At 73.8% G+C, this 16,762-nt stretch carries 12 protein-coding genes; all 12 read left to right on the top strand.

Features of this window, described 5'->3' with window-relative positions:
* The first annotated feature begins 214 nt into the window (after positions 1–214).
* A complete protein-coding gene (rsmH, locus tag ACFQRF_RS21245; protein ID WP_379872903.1) occupies positions 215–1,171 on the top strand; it encodes a 16S rRNA (cytosine(1402)-N(4))-methyltransferase RsmH in 957 nt (318 codons plus the stop codon).
* An 85-nt stretch (positions 1,172–1,256) separates the two neighbouring features.
* The gene (gene ftsL / locus ACFQRF_RS21240; RefSeq protein WP_379872902.1) at positions 1,257–1,811 is read left to right on the top strand and encodes a cell division protein FtsL; all 555 of its coding nucleotides are present in this window, start codon (positions 1,257–1,259) and stop codon (positions 1,809–1,811) included.
* Positions 1,812–1,893: 82 nt separating this feature from the next.
* Positions 1,894–3,876 (top strand): peptidoglycan D,D-transpeptidase FtsI family protein, encoded by a 1,983-nt coding sequence (locus tag ACFQRF_RS21235; protein WP_379872901.1) that lies wholly within the window; start codon positions 1,894–1,896, stop codon positions 3,874–3,876.
* A 73-nt stretch (positions 3,877–3,949) separates the two neighbouring features.
* The gene (locus ACFQRF_RS21230; RefSeq protein WP_379872900.1) at positions 3,950–5,530 is read left to right on the top strand and encodes a UDP-N-acetylmuramoyl-L-alanyl-D-glutamate--2,6-diaminopimelate ligase; all 1,581 of its coding nucleotides are present in this window, start codon (positions 3,950–3,952) and stop codon (positions 5,528–5,530) included.
* Between the two features lie 404 nt (positions 5,531–5,934).
* Positions 5,935–7,347, top strand: coding sequence for a UDP-N-acetylmuramoyl-tripeptide--D-alanyl-D-alanine ligase (locus tag ACFQRF_RS21225; protein ID WP_379872899.1), 1,413 nt, complete (start codon positions 5,935–5,937; stop codon positions 7,345–7,347).
* On the top strand, positions 7,344–8,399 hold the full coding sequence (mraY, locus tag ACFQRF_RS21220) for a phospho-N-acetylmuramoyl-pentapeptide-transferase (protein ID WP_379872898.1): 1,056 nt from the start codon (positions 7,344–7,346) through the stop codon (positions 8,397–8,399). Before ACFQRF_RS21225 ends, mraY begins: the two co-directional genes overlap by 4 nt.
* Before the next feature lie 4 nt (positions 8,400–8,403).
* Positions 8,404–9,858 (top strand): UDP-N-acetylmuramoyl-L-alanine--D-glutamate ligase, encoded by a 1,455-nt coding sequence (murD, locus tag ACFQRF_RS21215; RefSeq protein WP_379872897.1) that lies wholly within the window; start codon positions 8,404–8,406, stop codon positions 9,856–9,858.
* A gap of 250 nt (positions 9,859–10,108) precedes the next feature.
* Positions 10,109–11,449, top strand: coding sequence for a putative lipid II flippase FtsW (gene ftsW / locus ACFQRF_RS21210; protein WP_379872896.1), 1,341 nt, complete (start codon positions 10,109–10,111; stop codon positions 11,447–11,449).
* Entirely contained in the window at positions 11,446–12,588 is a 1,143-nt protein-coding gene (gene murG, locus ACFQRF_RS21205; RefSeq protein WP_379872895.1) for an undecaprenyldiphospho-muramoylpentapeptide beta-N-acetylglucosaminyltransferase, read from the top strand. The genes ftsW and murG overlap by 4 nt, the downstream gene beginning before the upstream one ends.
* Positions 12,589–12,628: 40 nt before the next feature.
* Positions 12,629–14,071 (top strand): UDP-N-acetylmuramate--L-alanine ligase, encoded by a 1,443-nt coding sequence (gene murC / locus ACFQRF_RS21200; RefSeq protein ID WP_379873050.1) that lies wholly within the window; start codon positions 12,629–12,631, stop codon positions 14,069–14,071.
* A 33-nt stretch (positions 14,072–14,104) separates the two neighbouring features.
* Entirely contained in the window at positions 14,105–14,869 is a 765-nt protein-coding gene (locus tag ACFQRF_RS21195; RefSeq protein ID WP_379872894.1) for a cell division protein FtsQ/DivIB, read from the top strand.
* 395 nt (positions 14,870–15,264) lie between these two features.
* Positions 15,265–16,692: a cell division protein FtsZ gene (gene ftsZ / locus ACFQRF_RS21190; RefSeq protein ID WP_379872893.1), complete on the top strand. Its 1,428-nt coding sequence runs from the start codon at positions 15,265–15,267 to the stop codon at positions 16,690–16,692.
* Positions 16,693–16,762: the final 70 nt, after the last annotated feature.

Genomic DNA, 16,762 nt, shown 5'->3' with positions numbered 1-16,762 from the left:
GCGTCTGGAGGCCGGCCGGGGCGAGAGCCCGGACGGGCAGCGCACGGGGCACGCGAGGGGCAGGCCCGGGGGAAACGCGTCCGCGGGGGCGGGCGCCGAAGGGGCCGCACGCCGAACGCGCGTCCACGGCCGAGAGAGCGACGAGGGAGACTGTCGGGTGGCACCCGAGAACCACGGTCGGGTGGTATCCGCAAGCGCAGGGGGCACAGTTCTTATGGGCGACACCGAGGCGGCGCACGTCCCGGTCATGCTGGACCGGGTCGCCGAGCTGCTCGCGCCCGCGCTCGCCGCCCCCGGCGCGGTTCTCGTCGACGGCACCCTCGGACTCGGCGGCCACTCCGCCGCCCTGCTCGCCGCGCATCCCCGGCTGCGGCTCATCGGCATCGACCGCGACCGCACCGCTCTGGCCCGCAGCGAACGCCGCCTCGCCCCCTTCGCCGACCGGGTGCACCTCGCGCACGCCGTCTACGACGAGATCCCCCGGGTCCTCGACGAGGCCGGCGCCGAGCGCGTGCACGGCGTCCTGCTCGACCTCGGCGTCTCCTCGCCGCAGCTGGACGAGGCCGAACGCGGGTTCGCCTACTCCTACGACGCGCCGCTGGACATGCGGATGGACCGCACCCAGGGCCGCACCGCGGCCGACGTCGTCAACGACTACTCCGCCGCCGAACTCACCCGCATCCTGCGCGAGTACGGCGAGGAGCGCTTCGCCGCCCGCATCGCCCAGGCCATCCTCCGGGAGCGCGCCGCCGCCCCCATCACCTCCACCCGGCGGCTGGCCGAACTCGTCCGCGACGCCATCCCCGCCGCCACCCGGCGCACCGGAGGCAACCCCGCCAAGCGCACCTTCCAGGCGCTGCGCATCGAGGTCAACGCCGAGCTGGCCATCCTGGAACGCACGCTGCCCGCGGCGGTCGCCCGCCTCGCGGTCGGCGGGCGGATCGCGGTGCTGTCGTACCACTCCCTGGAGGACCGCATCACCAAGCGCGCCCTCGCCGCCCTCGCCACCGACACCACACCGCCCGACCTCCCGGTTCCGCTGCCCGATCGGCAGCCGGAACTGCGCCTGCTCACCCGGGGAGCCGAACAGCCCTCGGAAGAGGAGAACGCCCGCAATCCCCGCGCGGCGTCGGCCCGGCTGCGGGCCGCCGAACGGATCCGGGAGCCATGACCCGGCGGTCGGACACGAAGGTGGAAGCCGCGCACCGGCCGACCCCCGGCGCGCGAGCAGAGTGACAGGGAGGCGGGGAGGCAACATGAGCACCGCGACCGACGACCGCGAACGCGGCGGGGCCACCGGCGCCCGGCGCGCCCGCCCGACCGCCGGCCAGACCGGCACCGCACGGACCGCGCCACCACGCGCGCCGCGATCCACCGGGCGGCGTGGCACGGCCCGGGCGCGCGCCACCGGGCGCACCACACGGACATCGGCCGCCCGGCACGATGCGACGGCGTCCGCGCCCCGCATGCCGTTCGTGCTGCTCATCCTGGGCCTGCTCGGCGGCGCTCTGGCCAGCCTGCTCGTGCTGCGGACCGTGCTCACCGAGGACGCCTTCGCCATCAGCCGGCTCCAGCAGGAGAACCGCGAGCTCACCAACCAGGAAGAGGCGCTGCGCGAGGAGAACTTGCACGCGGAGTCGCCGGAGACCATCGCCGAGCGCGCCGAGGAACTCGGCATGGAGCCCGGTGAGGCCCCACTGTTCGTCAGCCTCGACAGTGGTGAGACGTGGGGCGACGACAGCGGCGGCTCCGGTGACCTGCCCGGCACCGGCGAGCAGCCCGACCCTGAGGCCGAGGGGGACGACGGATGAGCGCGACGGTACCGGCGCGGCGCCCGGCGGCCGCACCCGGCGGACACGGCGGTGCCCGCCCGAGACCCACGGGGAGGCGCCGATGAGCCGGTCCCGCGAGCCGCGCCCTCGCGACCCCCGCAGGCCCGCCGATTCCACCCGGCGGGCCGCGGCGTCTCGCTCGTCCGGCAAGCCGGGCCGCGCCCGGGCGGGCGGCGAGCCGCCGCGGCGCCGCGGCGGCTCGCGCGAACCCGTGCCGCATCCGCGCACACCACCCGGTGCGGGAGCTTCGCCGCCCGGGAAACGCCGGCCGGCACGGCAGGCCGGCCGTTCCGCGCCGGTGCCTCCGCTGCGCCGGCGGTTCCGCCGCGGCAACCCCGGGCGGCGCATCAAGATCGCGGTGCTGCTGATGGTCGTGGTGCTGCTGATCTTCGCCGGCCGGCTGGTGCAGATCCAGGGCATCCAGGCGGCCGAGTACGCCTCGGCGGCGTCCGACCTGCGCCTCAGCACCATCGACATCCCCACGACCCGCGGCGACATCACCGACGTCAACGGCAACCCTTTCGCCATGTCCGTGGCGGTGCGCACCGTGTTCGTGGACCCGGTGGACATCCGCGACGACGAGCGCGACGAGATCGTCGCGGAGCTGTCGCAGCGCTTCGACCTCGACCCCGACGAGGTGGCGGCCAAGGTCGACGCCGAGCCCAGCCGCTACCAGGTCATCATGCGCAACGTCTCGCCCGCGGAGTGGGAAGAACTCGACGAGCTCGACTTCCAGGGCGTGGCCGCGCAGACCGACTACAAGCGCGTGTACCCCGAGGAGACCGGCGCGGCCAACCTCGTCGGCTTCGTCGGCAGCGACGGTCACGGGCTGGAGGGCCTGGAGAGCGTGCTGGAGGACACCCTCGCCGGTGAACCCGGCCAGCAGCAGGTCGAGGTCGGCGCCGCGGGCACCCAGATCCCCATGGCCAACGGACTCGCCCGCGAGCCGGTCCCCGGCCAGGACGTGCGGCTCACCCTCGACCAGGACGTCCAGTGGCACGCCCAACGAGCGCTCGCCGACCGCGTGGCCGATCTCGACGCCGAGGGCGGCAGCGTCATCGTCATGCGCCCCACCGGGGAGATCGTCGCCATGGCCAGCTACCCGACCTACAACCCCAACGACATCCAGGACTCCACTCCCGAGCAGCGCAGCAACGGCGCACTGGCCGTCGCCTTCGAGCCCGGCAGCACCAACAAGGTCATCACCGCGGCCGGGGCCCTGGAGGAGGACCTGACCACGCCCGAGACCGTCTACACGGTGCCGTACGCCATCCAGCGCTACGACCAGACCTTCCGCGACGCGCACTTCCACGAAACCGAGCGGCTGACCCTGAACGGGATCATGGCGCAGTCCAGCAACACCGGCACCATCCAGGTGGCCGAGCAACTGGGCGCCGAGGGGCTGTACACCTACCTCGGCAAGTTCGGCTTCGGCAAGCCCACCGGCCTGGACCTGCCCGGAGAGAACGCCGGCATCCTGACCGACCCCGACGACTGGTGGGGCACCCAGCTCGCCTCCATCTCGTTCGGCCAGGGCATCTCGGTCAACGCCGTACAGATGGCGAGCGTGTACGCCACCATCGCCAACGACGGTGTCCGGGTGGAGCCGCGGGTCGTCGCCGGCACCGTGGACGACAGCGGGGAGTTCACACCCGCGCCCGGCGCCCGGCAGGAGCAGGTCGTCAGCGCAGAGACCGCGGAGGAGGTGCGGCTGATGCTGGAGGCGGTCACCGGGGAGGAGGGCACGGCGCAGCAGGCCCGGATTCCGGGCTACCGGGTGGCCGGAAAGACCGGAACGGCCAACCGGGTCAACCCCGAAACCGGCCGCTACGCCGGCGGCGGCTACACCAGCACCTTCGTGGGCATGGCACCGGCCGACGACCCGGAGCTGGTCGTCCAGGTCGTGCTGCACGGCCCGCAGCGCGACTACTACGGCGGTGAGGCCGCCGCGCCGGTCTTCACCGACGTGATGTCGTTCTCGCTGAAGACCCTTCAGGTTCCGCCGACCGACACCGAACCGCCGAACATCCGCCTGTCGGAGTGAACCGGCCGCCCCGCCGACGAAGAATTATCCCTCGCCGCCCGCCAGCCGATAGCCTCACGACGTGCCACCGGTAATGCGACCTGATCAGAACCAGCTCCGCCCGCTGTCCGGCCTCGCCGAGTTCCTGGACGCGGCCGTTCCGTCCGGAACCGCCGCGCCGGACACGGCGCCCGCCGCGACGGGCGGCGAATCCCGCCCCGCCACCGAGACGACGATCACCGGGATCACCCACGACTCCCGCGCCGTGCGGCCCGGGGACCTGTACGTCGCGCTGCCCGGCGCGAGAGCGCACGGCGCCGAGTTCGCCGCGCAGGCCGCGGCGGCCGGGGCGGTGGCCATCCTGACCGACCCCGACGGCGCCGACCGCGCGGCCGCCACCGGCCTGCCCGTGCTCGCCGTGCCCGACCCCCGTGAGCGCCTCGGTGAGGTGGCGGCGTGGATCTACGGCGACCCCAGCGCCGACCTGCTGCTCATCGGCACCACCGGCACCAGTGGCAAGACCACCGTCAGCTACCTGGTGGAGTCGGGCCTGCGGGCCGCGGGCCAGCGCACGGGCCTGATCGGCACCGTGGAGATGCGGGTCGGTGACGAACGCGTCGACTCCGCCCTGACCACGCCCGAGGCCACCGACCTGCACGGCCTGTTCGCCGTCATGCGCGAGCGCGGCGTCGGCGCCGCCGCCATGGAGGTGTCCAGCCACGCGCTGGCCCGCCGCCGGGTGGGCGGCGCGCACTTCGACGTCGCCGTGTTCACCAACCTCTCCCAGGACCACCTGGACTTCCACGCCGACCTGCGCGACTACTTCGACACCAAGGCGCTCCTGTTCACGCCGGAGTTCGCCCGGGTCGCGGTGGTCAACCGCGACGACCGCTTCGGCCGCGCCCTGGTCGACATGGTGACGGCCCGCGGCGCGATCCCGGTGACCACGTACTCCGCCGACGGCGACCCCGAGGCCGACTGGCGGGCGGTGGACGTCGAACTGGGACCGGACGGCAGCGCGTTCCGGGTGGTGGGCCCGGGAGGGCTGGAGGTCGACGCGGCCGTGCGGCTGCCCGGCCCCTTCAACGTCGCCAACGCGCTGGCGGCGATCGTCGGCCTCGTCGAGGCGGGCATCCCGCTGGAGGCGGCACTGCGCGGTGTGGCGAGCGCCGCGGGCGTGCCGGGCCGCATGGAGCGCATCGACGAGGGCCAGAACTTCACCGCCGTCGTCGACTACTCCCACAAGCCCGGCGCGGTGGAGGCGGTCCTCACATCCCTGCGGACGGTCACCGACGGCCGGCTGACCATCGTGCTGGGCTGCGGCGGCGACCGCGACCGCGCCAAGCGCCCCCTGATGGGGGAGGCCGCCGCCCGGCTCGCCGACACCGTCATCCTCACCGACGACAACCCGCGCAGTGAGGATCCCATCACGATCATCACGAGCATGCTGGACGGGGTCGCCAAGGTTCCGGCGGTGGAGCGCGCCCGGGTGACCGTCGAGCCGGACCGCGCCGCCGCCATCGAGATGGCGGTGGAGCGCGCCAAACCGGGTGACGTCGTGGTCGTGGCCGGAAAGGGGCACGAGCGCGGCCAGTACGTGGGCGACCGCGTCCTGCCGTTCGACGACCGCGAGGTGCTGCGCGACGCGCTCCGGTGGCGGGTCGGCGGCGGCTGAGCCGCTTGCGGCCCGGTGCCGACCGGATCGTGATCTTGCCGTGAACACGCGGCGGCGGTGCCGGACTCCGCCACGGCCGGACTGCCGCCGGCCTCCGTCCGGCGCCGTCCGGCGGGGTGCCGCCGCACCGACCTGCGGGTTCGCCCGTACCGGTCGCGGCACCGGCGCCGGACCCGGCGAACCCGGCCCCGCCGGGGGCCGGGAGGGGCCATCGGGTGTTTCGGTTGGGACGCAACCCCGATAACCAAACATGTTCTAAGGTAGGTCCGGCAATTGCAGCCCGGCACCGTGGCGTCACCCGCCGCCTTGTGGCTTCTGTGCAGCGAATCCCCATACACAGCACGCTGTTTCGCCGTCGAGGCGCCCGAAGGCGCGGTGGACCGGGCCCGACATGAGGAGTGGATTTGATCGCGCTGACGCTCGATCGGATCGCTGAGATCACCCAATCCCGCATACACGGATCGGCGCACCCCGCGGACGTCGTCACCGGTCCCGTCGTGATCGACTCGCGACAGGCTGTCCCGGGAGCGCTCTTCGTGGCGTTGGGTGGCGAGCGGGTCGATGGACATGACTTCGCCGACGCCGCCGTCGCGGCCGGTGCCACGGCCGTGCTGGGATCCCGGCCACTGGCGGCACCACAGCTGCTGGTCGACGGCGGCGACGCCGAGGTCGTGGCCGCCCTCGGCCGCCTGGCGTCGGCGGTCCTCGCCGAACTCCCGGGGACGGAGGTCATCGGCGTCACCGGATCGTCCGGCAAGACGACCACCAAGGACCTGCTGGCCCAGGTGCTGGGCCGCCTCGGCCCGACGGTGGCGCCCGCCGGCTCGTTCAACAACGAGATCGGCCACCCGCTCACCGTGCTGCGCGCCGACGAGAACACCCGCCACGTCGTGCTGGAGGTCGCCGCGCGCGGAGTGGGGCACATCGCCTACCTGTGCGGGATCGCGCCGCCGCGGATCGGCGTGGTGCTCAACGTCGGCAGCGCGCACATGGGCGAGTTCGGCAGCCGGGAGGCCATCGCCCAGGCCAAGGGCGAGCTGGTCGAGGCGCTGCCCGAGGCCGCCGCCGGGGGAGTCGCGGTCCTCAACGCCGACGACCCCGCCGTCATCGCGATGACCGCCCGCACCACGGCCCGGGTCGTGAGCTTCGGGCGTGGCGAGGACGCCGACGTGCGCGCCCGCGACGTCCAGGTCGCCGCGGACGGCCGTGCCGCGTTCACGCTGGAGATCGGCGGCCACGCGGCGCCGGTCCGCCTCGCGGTGCTGGGCGAGCACCAGGTGCACAACGCCCTGGCGGTCGCCGCCGTCGCGGCCGAACTGGGCATGCCCGTGGCCGACATCGCCGCGGCGCTCGGCGAGGCCGGCCCGGTGAGCCGCTGGCGCATGGAGGTCACCGACCGCCGCGACGGCGTCACCGTCGTCAACGACGCCTACAACGCCAACCCCGAGTCCATGGCGGCGGCCCTGCGGACGCTCGCGGCGCTGGCCCGGCAGCGGCGCTCGGTCGCGGTGCTGGGGATCATGGCCGAGCTGGGCGCGGCGCACCGGGCCGAGCACGAACGCCTCGGGCGGCTGGCCGCCGAGACGGGGGTCGGCTGCATCGTCGCCGTGGGGGAAAAGGCCGCGCCCATCGTCGATGGCGCGCGAAGTGTGACCGGGTGGCAGGGCGAGGTCCGCCAGGTGTCCGACCCCGCACAGGCGGTCGAGGCGCTGCGCGGCCTGCTGCGGCCCGACGACATCGTCTTGGTGAAGGGATCACGCGTGGCCGGGCTGGAAAAGGTAGCCGAGCAGCTGACCGCCGAGGAGGCCGCCAAGTGACCGGCATCCTCGTCGCGGCGGCGCTCTCCCTCCTGGTGTCGCTGCTCATCATGCCGATGGTGATCCGGATCCTGTACCGGTTCAAGTTCGGTCAGGAGATCCGGGACGACGGTCCCGAGGGCCACAAGAGCAAACAGGGCACGCCCACCATGGGCGGCATCGTCATCATCCTGGGCGCGGTGATCGGCTACTTCGGCGCGCACCTGGCGGCGATGACCCGGCCCACCGTGTCCGGCCTGCTGGTGATGTTCCTGTTCGTCGGCCTCGGCGCCGTCGGCTTCCTCGACGACTTCATCAAGATCTACAAGCGGCGCAGTCTCGGCCTGCGCAGCGGCGCCAAGATGCTCGGGCAGGCGATCGTCGGCATCGGCTTCGCCGTCGGCGTCACGTTCTTCCCGAACAACTACACCTACACACCCGGCTCCCCGCACCTGTCCTTCCTCCGCGACTTCGGCCCGGCGCTGGCGCTGCCGGTGTTCGCCATCTGGGCGCTCTTCCTCATCGTCGGCTTCTCCAACGCGGTGAACCTCACCGACGGCCTGGACGGCCTGGCCACCGGCGCCACCATCCTGTCGCTGGTCGCCTACGTCATCATCGGCAACTGGCAGCTGCGGCAGAGCTGCGTCAACGCGCTGGAGGCCAACTGCTACACCGTCCGTGATCCGCTGGACCTGGCGGTGGTCGCGGCGGCCGGCCTCGGCGGCTGCATCGGCTTCCTCTGGTACAACGCGCCGCCGGCCAAGATCTTCATGGGCGACACCGGTTCGCTGGCCCTGGGCGGGCTGATCGTGGGCCTGGCCATCACCACCCGCACCCAGCTGCTGCTGCTCATCATCGGCGGCCTGTTCGTGCTCATCACCCTCTCGGTGATGATCCAGATCGGGTCGTTCCGGCTCACCGGCAAGCGCGTCTTCCGCATGGCGCCGCTGCAGCACCACTTCGAGCTGAAGGGCTGGGCCGAGAGTACGATCGTGATCAGGTTCTGGATCATCCAGGGGCTGTTCGTCGGTGTCGGCATCGGCCTGTTCTATCTGGAATGGATGCCGAGGTAACCCCATGGCGGAGACGGCTGCGGAGCGGGAGTTCGAGGCGGCCCTGGCGGGGCGCGCGGTCTGCGTCACCGGGCTCGGCGTGTCCGGGCCGGCGGTCGCCCGGACCCTGCTCGACCGCGGGGCGCGGGTCACGGTCCTGGACGGGCGCACCGACGACGCGACCCAGGACCGCGCCGCGCGGCTGCGCGACCTCGGCGCCCGGGTGCTGCTCGGCACCGAGACCCTGCCCGAGGACACCGGCCTCGTCGTGACCTCGCCCGGCTGGCGGCCCGACGCCGTGCCGCTGGTGCGGGCCGCCCGCGCGGGCGTCGAGGTCATCGGCGACGTCGAACTGGCGTGGCGGCTGCGCCCGGCCGGCCAGACGTGGCTCGCCATCACCGGCACCAACGGCAAGACGACCACGGTGCGCATGCTCGAAGCGATGCTGCGCGCCGACGGCCGGTCCGCCCTGGCGGTGGGCAACGTCGGCACCCCCGTGGTCGAGGCGATCGCGCCCGGCCCGGACGGCGCGCCGGCCGACATCCTCGCGGTGGAACTGTCCAGCTTCCAGCTCCACTGGTCGAGTTCGCTGCGCCCGCACGCCGCGGTCGTGCTGAACGTGGCCCCCGACCACCTCGACTGGCACGGCGGCCTGGACGCCTACGCCGAGGCCAAGGGGCGGGTGTACGCGCCCGGCACGCTGCGGGTCGTGAACGCCGCCGACCCGCTGTCGCGGAGGCTGGCGGACACGGCGGACGCCGCAGAGGGCGCCGCCGCGTCCGGTGCCCCGGCCGCCCGGCGGGTCGCGTTCACGCTGGACACCCCGCGGCCCGGCGAACTCGGCGTGGTCGAGGACCTGCTGGTGGACCGCGCGTTCGTCGCCGACCCCGCAACGGCCGAGGAACTCGCCACCCTCGCCGACGTCCGGCCGGCCGCGCCGCACAACGTCGCCAACGCGCTGGCCGCGGCCGCGCTGGCCCGGTCCGTCGGGGTCCGTCCGGACTCGGTGCGGGCCGGACTGGCCGCCTTCGCTCCCGAGCCGCACCGGATCTCCCCGGTGGCCACGGTCGCCGGCGTGCACTACGTCGACGACTCCAAGGCCACCAACCCGCACGCCGCCGCCGCGTCGCTGGCGGCGTATCCGTCGGTGGTGTGGGTGGCCGGCGGCCTGCTCAAGGGCGCCGACGTCGAGGACCTGGTGGCCGCGGCCGCTCCCCGCCTGCGCGGCGCCGTCCTGCTCGGCGCCGACCGCGCGCGGCTGCGGGAGGCGCTGGACCGGCACGCCCCGGACCTGCCGGTGGTGGACGTCGCCCGGTCCGACGACGGCGCCATGGCCGAGGTCGTGGCCGCCGCCGCGAAGCTGGCCGAGCCCGGCGACACCGTGCTCCTGGCCCCGGCCGCCGCGTCCATGGACATGTTCGCCAACTACAACGTCCGCGGCGACGTCTTCGCCGCGGCCGTGCGCGCGCTCGGCGCCTGAGCGCGGCGGGCCCGCCGGCCCGGTGCCCGGCGGCTCGCCGCCGCCGGGCCGCCCCCGGGCGTTACCCGTGTCACGGGCAGAAAAACCGCAACACGCGCGTAATGTCCACCGCCGTGTCGCTCCCTGCCACCAGACTTGGTCGACGCCGGGGCCTGTCCGACAGCGCCGCCCCCCACGACGGCGCGCCCTCGGCCGGGCGGCGGGACGAGCCCCCGGCGGGCGGTTCCGGGGCGACCAGCGGAGGTGGCGTATGGCGGTGACGATCCCGTCGGCCGACAGGGCCGACGCGCATCCGCGGGCCGGTGGCGCGGTCCAGGCGCGGCTGCGGGACATCCCGCAGCGGCTGGACCGCCCGCTGACCTCCTACTACCTCATCTTCGGCAGCAGCGCGCTGCTGATCGCGCTCGGTCTCGTCATGGTGCTGTCGTCCTCGATGGTCGACTCCTACACCGACACCGGGTCCGCCTACTCCCTGTTCCAGAAACAGGTCGTCGCCGCGGCGATCGGCCTGCCGCTCATGGTGATCGCCTCGCACCTGCCGCTGTCGGTGTTCCGCCTCATGGGCTACCCCGCGGTGCTCGCCTCGGTCGCGCTGCTGGTGCTCACGGTGTTCCAGGGCGAGGAGTACTACGGCGCCACCCGCTGGCTGGAGATCGGCGGCGTGACCGTGCAGGCCTCCGAGCCCGCCAAGCTCGCCTTCGCGCTGTGGGGCGCCAACGTGCTCGCCCGAAAAGAGGAGCTGCGGCAGTTGCTGGAGTGGCGGCAACTGCTGATCCCGGTGCTCCCGGGCTGCGGCGTGCTGGTGATCCTGGTGCTGCTGGGCAGCGACCTCGGCACCACGGTGGTGCTGATGGCCATCTTCCTCACCCTGCTGTGGGTGGTGGGGGCGCCCGGCCGGCTGTTCCTCGCGATGATCGCGCTGGTGGGCGCGCTCGTGGCGATCATGATCGCGGTCGAGCCCTTCCGCATCGCCCGTCTCATGTCCTTCCTCGACCCCGAGGCGGATCCGACCGGGTCGGGGTTCCAGCTGCTGCACGGCCTGTACGCGCTCGGCACCGGCGGGGTGTTCGGGGTGGGCATCGGCGGCAGCCGGGAGAAGTGGGGGTTCCTGCCGCACCCCGAGAGCGACTTCATCTTCGCCATCCTCGGCGAGGAGCTGGGGCTGATCGGCACCCTCATCGTCGTCGGACTCTTCGGACTCCTCGGCTACGCTGGGCTGCGCGTGGCGTCCCGGGCCGACGACCCGTTCGTGCGGCTGGCCGCGGCCTCGCTCACCGCGTGGATCGTCGTGCAGGCGCTGGTGAACATCGGAACGGTCATCGGGGTGCTGCCCATCACGGGCATCCCGCTGCCGCTCGTCTCGGCCGGAGGTTCGTCGCTCATCCCGACGATGCTCGCACTGGGCATCCTGCTCGCCTTGGCCAAGTCCGAGCCGGACGCCCGCGAGGCCCTGGCCGCACGCGGTCCCAGCCGGGTGCAAAGGGCTCTAAGCTGGCTTGGCCTGGACAACGCGGGAACTCCCGCCGCGAAGGCCACCCGGGGCCAGGCAACCATCGGATCGCGACAAGCGAGGAGGAATCGGCGACGATGAGGGTAGTCCTCGCCGGAGGCGGCACAGCGGGGCACGTCGAGCCCGCACTGGCCCTGGCCGACGCGCTGCGGCGCGTCGACCCCGACACCCAGATCCTGTGTCTGGGCACCGAACGGGGACTCGAAACCCGGCTCGTCCCGCTACGCGGCTACGAACTGGGCCTGATCCCCGCCGTTCCGCTGCCCCGCAAGCTCACCCCGCAGCTGCTCACGGTCCCGGGCAAACTGGCCAACGCCATCAGCACCGCCTCAGGGCACATCGAGCGCCTGCAGGCCGACGTGCTCGTCGGCTTCGGCGGGTACGTGGCCACCCCCGGCTACCTCGCGGCACGCCGCCGCCGGGTGCCCATCGTCGTGCACGAGGCCAACCCGCTGCCCGGGCTGGCCAACCGGCTCGGCGCGCGGCTGACCCCGCACGTCTTCACCGGGCACCCCAACACCGAGATGCGCAACGGCCGCTACATCGGCATCCCGCTGCGCGAGCAGATCTCCGGCCTCGACCGTCTCGCCGTCGGCGACAAGGCGCGCGCCCACTTCGGGCTGCACCCCGAGATGCCCACGCTGCTGATCTTCGGCGGCTCCCAGGGGGCGCAGGTCGTCAACGAGGCCGCGTTCGCCTCCGCCGACGACTTCCGCCGCGCGGGGATCCAGGTGCTGCACGTGGTCGGCCCGAAGAACGCGAGCGAGCCCGAGGACCGCACCCGCGACGGCGTCCCCTACGTCGTCGTGCCCTACATCGACCGCATGGACCTCGCCTATGCCGCGGCCGACGTCGCGATGTGCCGTTCGGGCGCCATGACCTGCGCCGAGCTGACCGCCGTGGGGCTGCCCGGGGCGTTCGTCCCGCTGGCCATCGGCAACGGCGAGCAGCGGCTGAACGCCGAGCCCATCGTCGAGGCCGGGGGCGGGCTGATGGTCGCCAACTCCGAACTCTCGCCGGACTGGATCCGCGCCAACCTCGTCCCGCTGCTCACCGACACCGACCGCGTCGTGGCGATGTCCGAGGCGGCCGCCCGGCTCGGCCGGCGCGACGCCGACGTCGAACTGGCCCGCGAGGTCATGGCCATCGCGCGCGGCGACCGGCCGACCCCCGAGATGCCGATCGACGACGGCGACGACGACCCGGGGGAGGCCCGATGACTCCGGGTACCCGAAGCGCGGGGGCGGCCTCGTGAGCGGCCTGGTCACCCCCACCGATCCGGTCCCCGTCGCCGAGCTGGGCCGGGTGCACTTCGTGGGCATGGGCGGTGCCGGGATGTCCGGCATCGCACGCGTGCTGATCCAGCGCGGGGTCGAGGTCTCCGGCAGCGACGCCAAGGACAGCGCGCTGCTGCGCGAACTGGAGGGACTCGGCGCACGGGTGCACGTCGGCCACTCCGCGGGCAACGTCGGCGACGCCGACACCCTCGTGGTCTCCTCGGCGATCCGCGCCGACAACCCCGAGCTCGTCGCCGCCCGTGAGCGCGGCCTGCGCGTCCTGCCGCGCGCGGCGGCGCTGGGCGCGCTGCTGCTGGACCGGCGCGGCGTCGCCGTGGCCGGCACGCACGGCAAGACCACCACCACCTCGATGCTCACCGTGGTCCTGCGCGAACTGGGCGCCGAGCCCGGATACGTCATCGGCGGGACCCTGGTCACCACCGGGAAGGGCTCCGACGCCGGTGCCGGCGACGTCATCGTGGTCGAGGCCGACGAGAGCGACGGCTCCTTCCTGATGCTCGCGCCCCGGATCGCGGTCGTCACCAACGTCGAGGCCGACCACCTCGACAACTACCACGGGCTCGCCGAGATCCACGCGAACTTCTCGGCCTTCACCGAGCGCGTCGGCGAGGCCCTGGTGGCCGGGATCGACGACCCCGGAGCGCGCAAGGTCGCCGAGGCGGCGCGCGAGCGCGGCCTGCGCGTGCGCACCTACGGCGAGTCTCCCGAGGCCGACTTCCAGGTCTCCGGCATCACCGCCCGGGGCTTCACCACCGAGTTCACGCTCGGCACGCCCGGCGGTGAGCCGCTGCGGTGCGCCATCGCGGTGCCCGGCCGCCACAACGTGCTGAACGCGGCCGCCGCCATCGCGGTGGCCGACGAGCTCGGGCACGATCCCGAGGTCGCCGTCGAGGGGCTGACCGCCTACACCGGCGCCGCCCGGCGGTTCGAGCTCAAGGGAACGGCGGCGGGCGTGCGGGTGTACGACAGCTACGCCCACCACCCCACCGAGCTGGCGGCCGACCTGCGCGCGGCGCGGGCCGCCCTGGAGAGCGACACGGGCGACGGCGGCTCCGCCGGGACGCGCGGCCGGGTCGTGGCGCTGTTCCAGCCGCACCTGTACAGTCGCACCCGGATCTTCGCCACCGAGTTCGCCGAGGCGCTCAGCCTGGCCGACGAGGCCGTCGTGCTGGCCATCTACGGTGCCCGGGAGGACCCCGAGCCCGGGGTGACCTCCGAGCTCATCACCGGGAGCGCCGGGCACGGCCGGCTGCGGTACCAACCGGACCGGTCCGCCGCGGTCGAGCAGGTGGCGGCGCTGGCCCGGCCCGGCGACATCGTGCTGACCATGGGGGCCGGTGACGTCACCGAACTCGGGCCGGCCGTCGTGGAGCGGCTGCGGAGCGGCCATCGGTCCGCGGACTGACCGGAGTCCGCCGCCGGACGTTGGAGGGATGCGGTGCAGGAGGCCGACACCGGGACCACGCCGTCCGACGCCGCGCCGGGGCCGGACCGGGCGGGCGGCGCCGCCGCCCGCTCCCGGCGTTCGGACCCGTGGAAGGCCGCCTTCGTCGCGCTGCTCGTCGTCGCGGTGCTCGCCGTCGTCGCGTGGCTGCTGCTCGGTTCGCGGCTGCTCGTGGTCCGGGACGTCGAGATCTCGGGGACGGAGCGCGTCGACCCCGCCGAGGTGCTCGCCGCCGTCGACGTGCCCACCGGCACGCCGCTGGTCCGGGTGGACACCGATGCGGCGCGGGACCGGGTGGCCGGGCTGCGGCTCGTGGAGTCGGCGGAGGTGTCGCGGGGCTGGCCGGCCACGCTGCGGGTGAACGTGACCGAACGGACCCCGCTGCTCAGTGTGGCCGCCGGTGACGGATACCGCCTGCTGGACGGCGACGGGGTCGCGATCGAGGACGCCGCCGAGCGGCCGGAGCGGTACCCGCTGGTCACCGTGCGCGGTGAGGTCGCCGGCAACCCGGGCGTCGCCGAGGCGGCGGCCATCGTCGAGGAACTTCCGCAAAGCGTGCTCGAACGGACCGATCGCATCGACGCCACGGACCGGGCCTCGGTCGTCCTGCTGCTCGCCGACGGCGCCGAGGTGGTGTGGGGCGACGGCGAACGGACCGCCGAAAAGGCGCGGCTGCTCGACATCCTCATGCGCGAGCACCCGCCAGCGGAGGAACGCCGCTACGACGTCAGCGCGCCCGACGTGGCGGTCGTCGAGTAGCGGTGCCGTGCGCCGTGGCGCGCCGGGCGGGCGGGACATTCGGGACGCGACGCGCCGAGCGCACGTATCGTCTCCCCGTGCGACACGCCGATAGGCTGAACTCGTGGTTAGTTGCTCGTCAGCGGGGCGTCAGCCTACTGTCGTAACGCAATACCTTTAGTTGACATAAGTAGGGACTCGGACCATTGCGGGAGAGCGCGGGCGGAGCCGCCCGGATGCGCTCGCCCCGCCCGGGACCTGGTGACACGGCGGCCGGCCGCGTGCGGGCCCCGGCGCCACACAGCAGACAGTAGAACCGGACAGCCAGGCGGTCGTGCCACCGGCGGTGGGGACGCAGCAGTCTCCGCGGGATGCCGCGGCCGGCTGGCGAGAAGCGAGCGGAAAGGCCCCTCGTCGTGGCAGCACCGCAGAACTACCTCGCGGTCATCAAGGTCGTCGGAATCGGCGGCGGCGGTGTCAACGCCGTCAACCGGATGATCGAGGAGGGTCTCAAGGGCGTCGAGTTCATCGCCATCAACACCGACGCTCAGGCGCTGCTGATGAGCGATGCCGACGTCAAGCTCGACGTCGGCCGGGAGCTGACCCGGGGGCTGGGCGCCGGCGCCAACCCCGACGTCGGGCGCAAGGCCGCCGAGGATCACCGCGAGGAGATCGAGGAGGTCCTCAAGGGCGCCGACATGGTGTTCGTCACCGCCGGAGAGGGCGGGGGCACCGGCACCGGCGGCGCTCCGGTGGTCGCCAACATCGCCCGCTCGCTCGGCGCGCTGACGATCGGCGTGGTCACCCGTCCGTTCGGGTTCGAGGGCAAGCGGCGCGCAACCCAGGCCGAGTCCGGGATAGCGATGCTGCGCGAGGAGGTCGACACCCTGATCGTCATTCCCAATGACCGGCTGCTGTCGATCTCCGACCGGCAGGTCAGCGTGCTGGACGCCTTCAAGGCCGCCGACCAGGTCCTGCTCTCCGGTGTCCAGGGCATCACCGACCTCATCACCACGCCCGGTCTCATCAATCTCGACTTCGCCGACGTCAAATCGGTCATGTCCGGGGCGGGCTCGGCGCTCATGGGCATCGGCTCGGCCCGCGGCGACGACCGCGCGGTCGCCGCCGCCGAGATGGCCATTTCCTCGCCGCTGCTGGAGGCCAGCATCGACGGCGCGCACGGCGTGCTGCTGTCCATCCAGGGCGGTTCGGACCTGGGGCTGTTCGAGATCAACGAGGCCGCCCAGCTGGTGGCCAACTCCGCGGCGCCCGAGGCCAACATCATCTTCGGCGCGGTCATCGACGACGCACTCGGCGACGAGGTGCGGGTCACGGTGATCGCGGCCGGCTTCGACGAGCCGGCGAACGAGCCCATCACTCCGTCGCGCGCTTCGACGGCCGAGCGGATCGAACCGCCGCGCGCCGCACCGGCGCCGCCCGCCCCCGAGCCGGAGCGCCCGCGGCCCGAGCCGGTGCCCGGCCCGGGCGGTTCCGGGGCGGGGGCCGGAACGAACGCGACCGGAGCCGGGGAGGACACCGCCGCTGAGCAGGCCGTCGTCCCCGAGCCCGAGCCGGAGCCGGCTCCGGAGCCGCAGCAGGCGGAAGAGGCCGCGCAGCCGCGCTCGCCCGAGCCGCAGCGACCGGCCGAACCGGCCGAGCCGGCCCAGGAGGAGCAGCCCTACCAGCCGCGCGGCATCCGCCCGGTCGGCGACGGCGTCCCGGGGACGGTGCGCCGCAGCGGGACGGAGAGCCCGTTCTCCCGTTCCGGCGAGGTGCCCACCCCGCGCCGCCGGGTGATCTTCGACGAGGGCGACGACCTCGACGTCCCCGACTTCCTGAAGTGACCGGATTTCGGGCCGGCGGTCCCCAGCGGGCCGCCGGCTCCGTCGTGTCGGCGGTGCGCCTCCGAGGGGC

Origin of the sequence: Marinactinospora rubrisoli (genome assembly GCF_042664915.1) — a bacterium.
Classification (GTDB): Bacteria; Actinomycetota; Actinomycetes; order Streptosporangiales; family Streptosporangiaceae; genus Marinitenerispora; species Marinitenerispora rubrisoli.
This window is presented reverse-complemented; position numbering and strand designations above follow the sequence as displayed.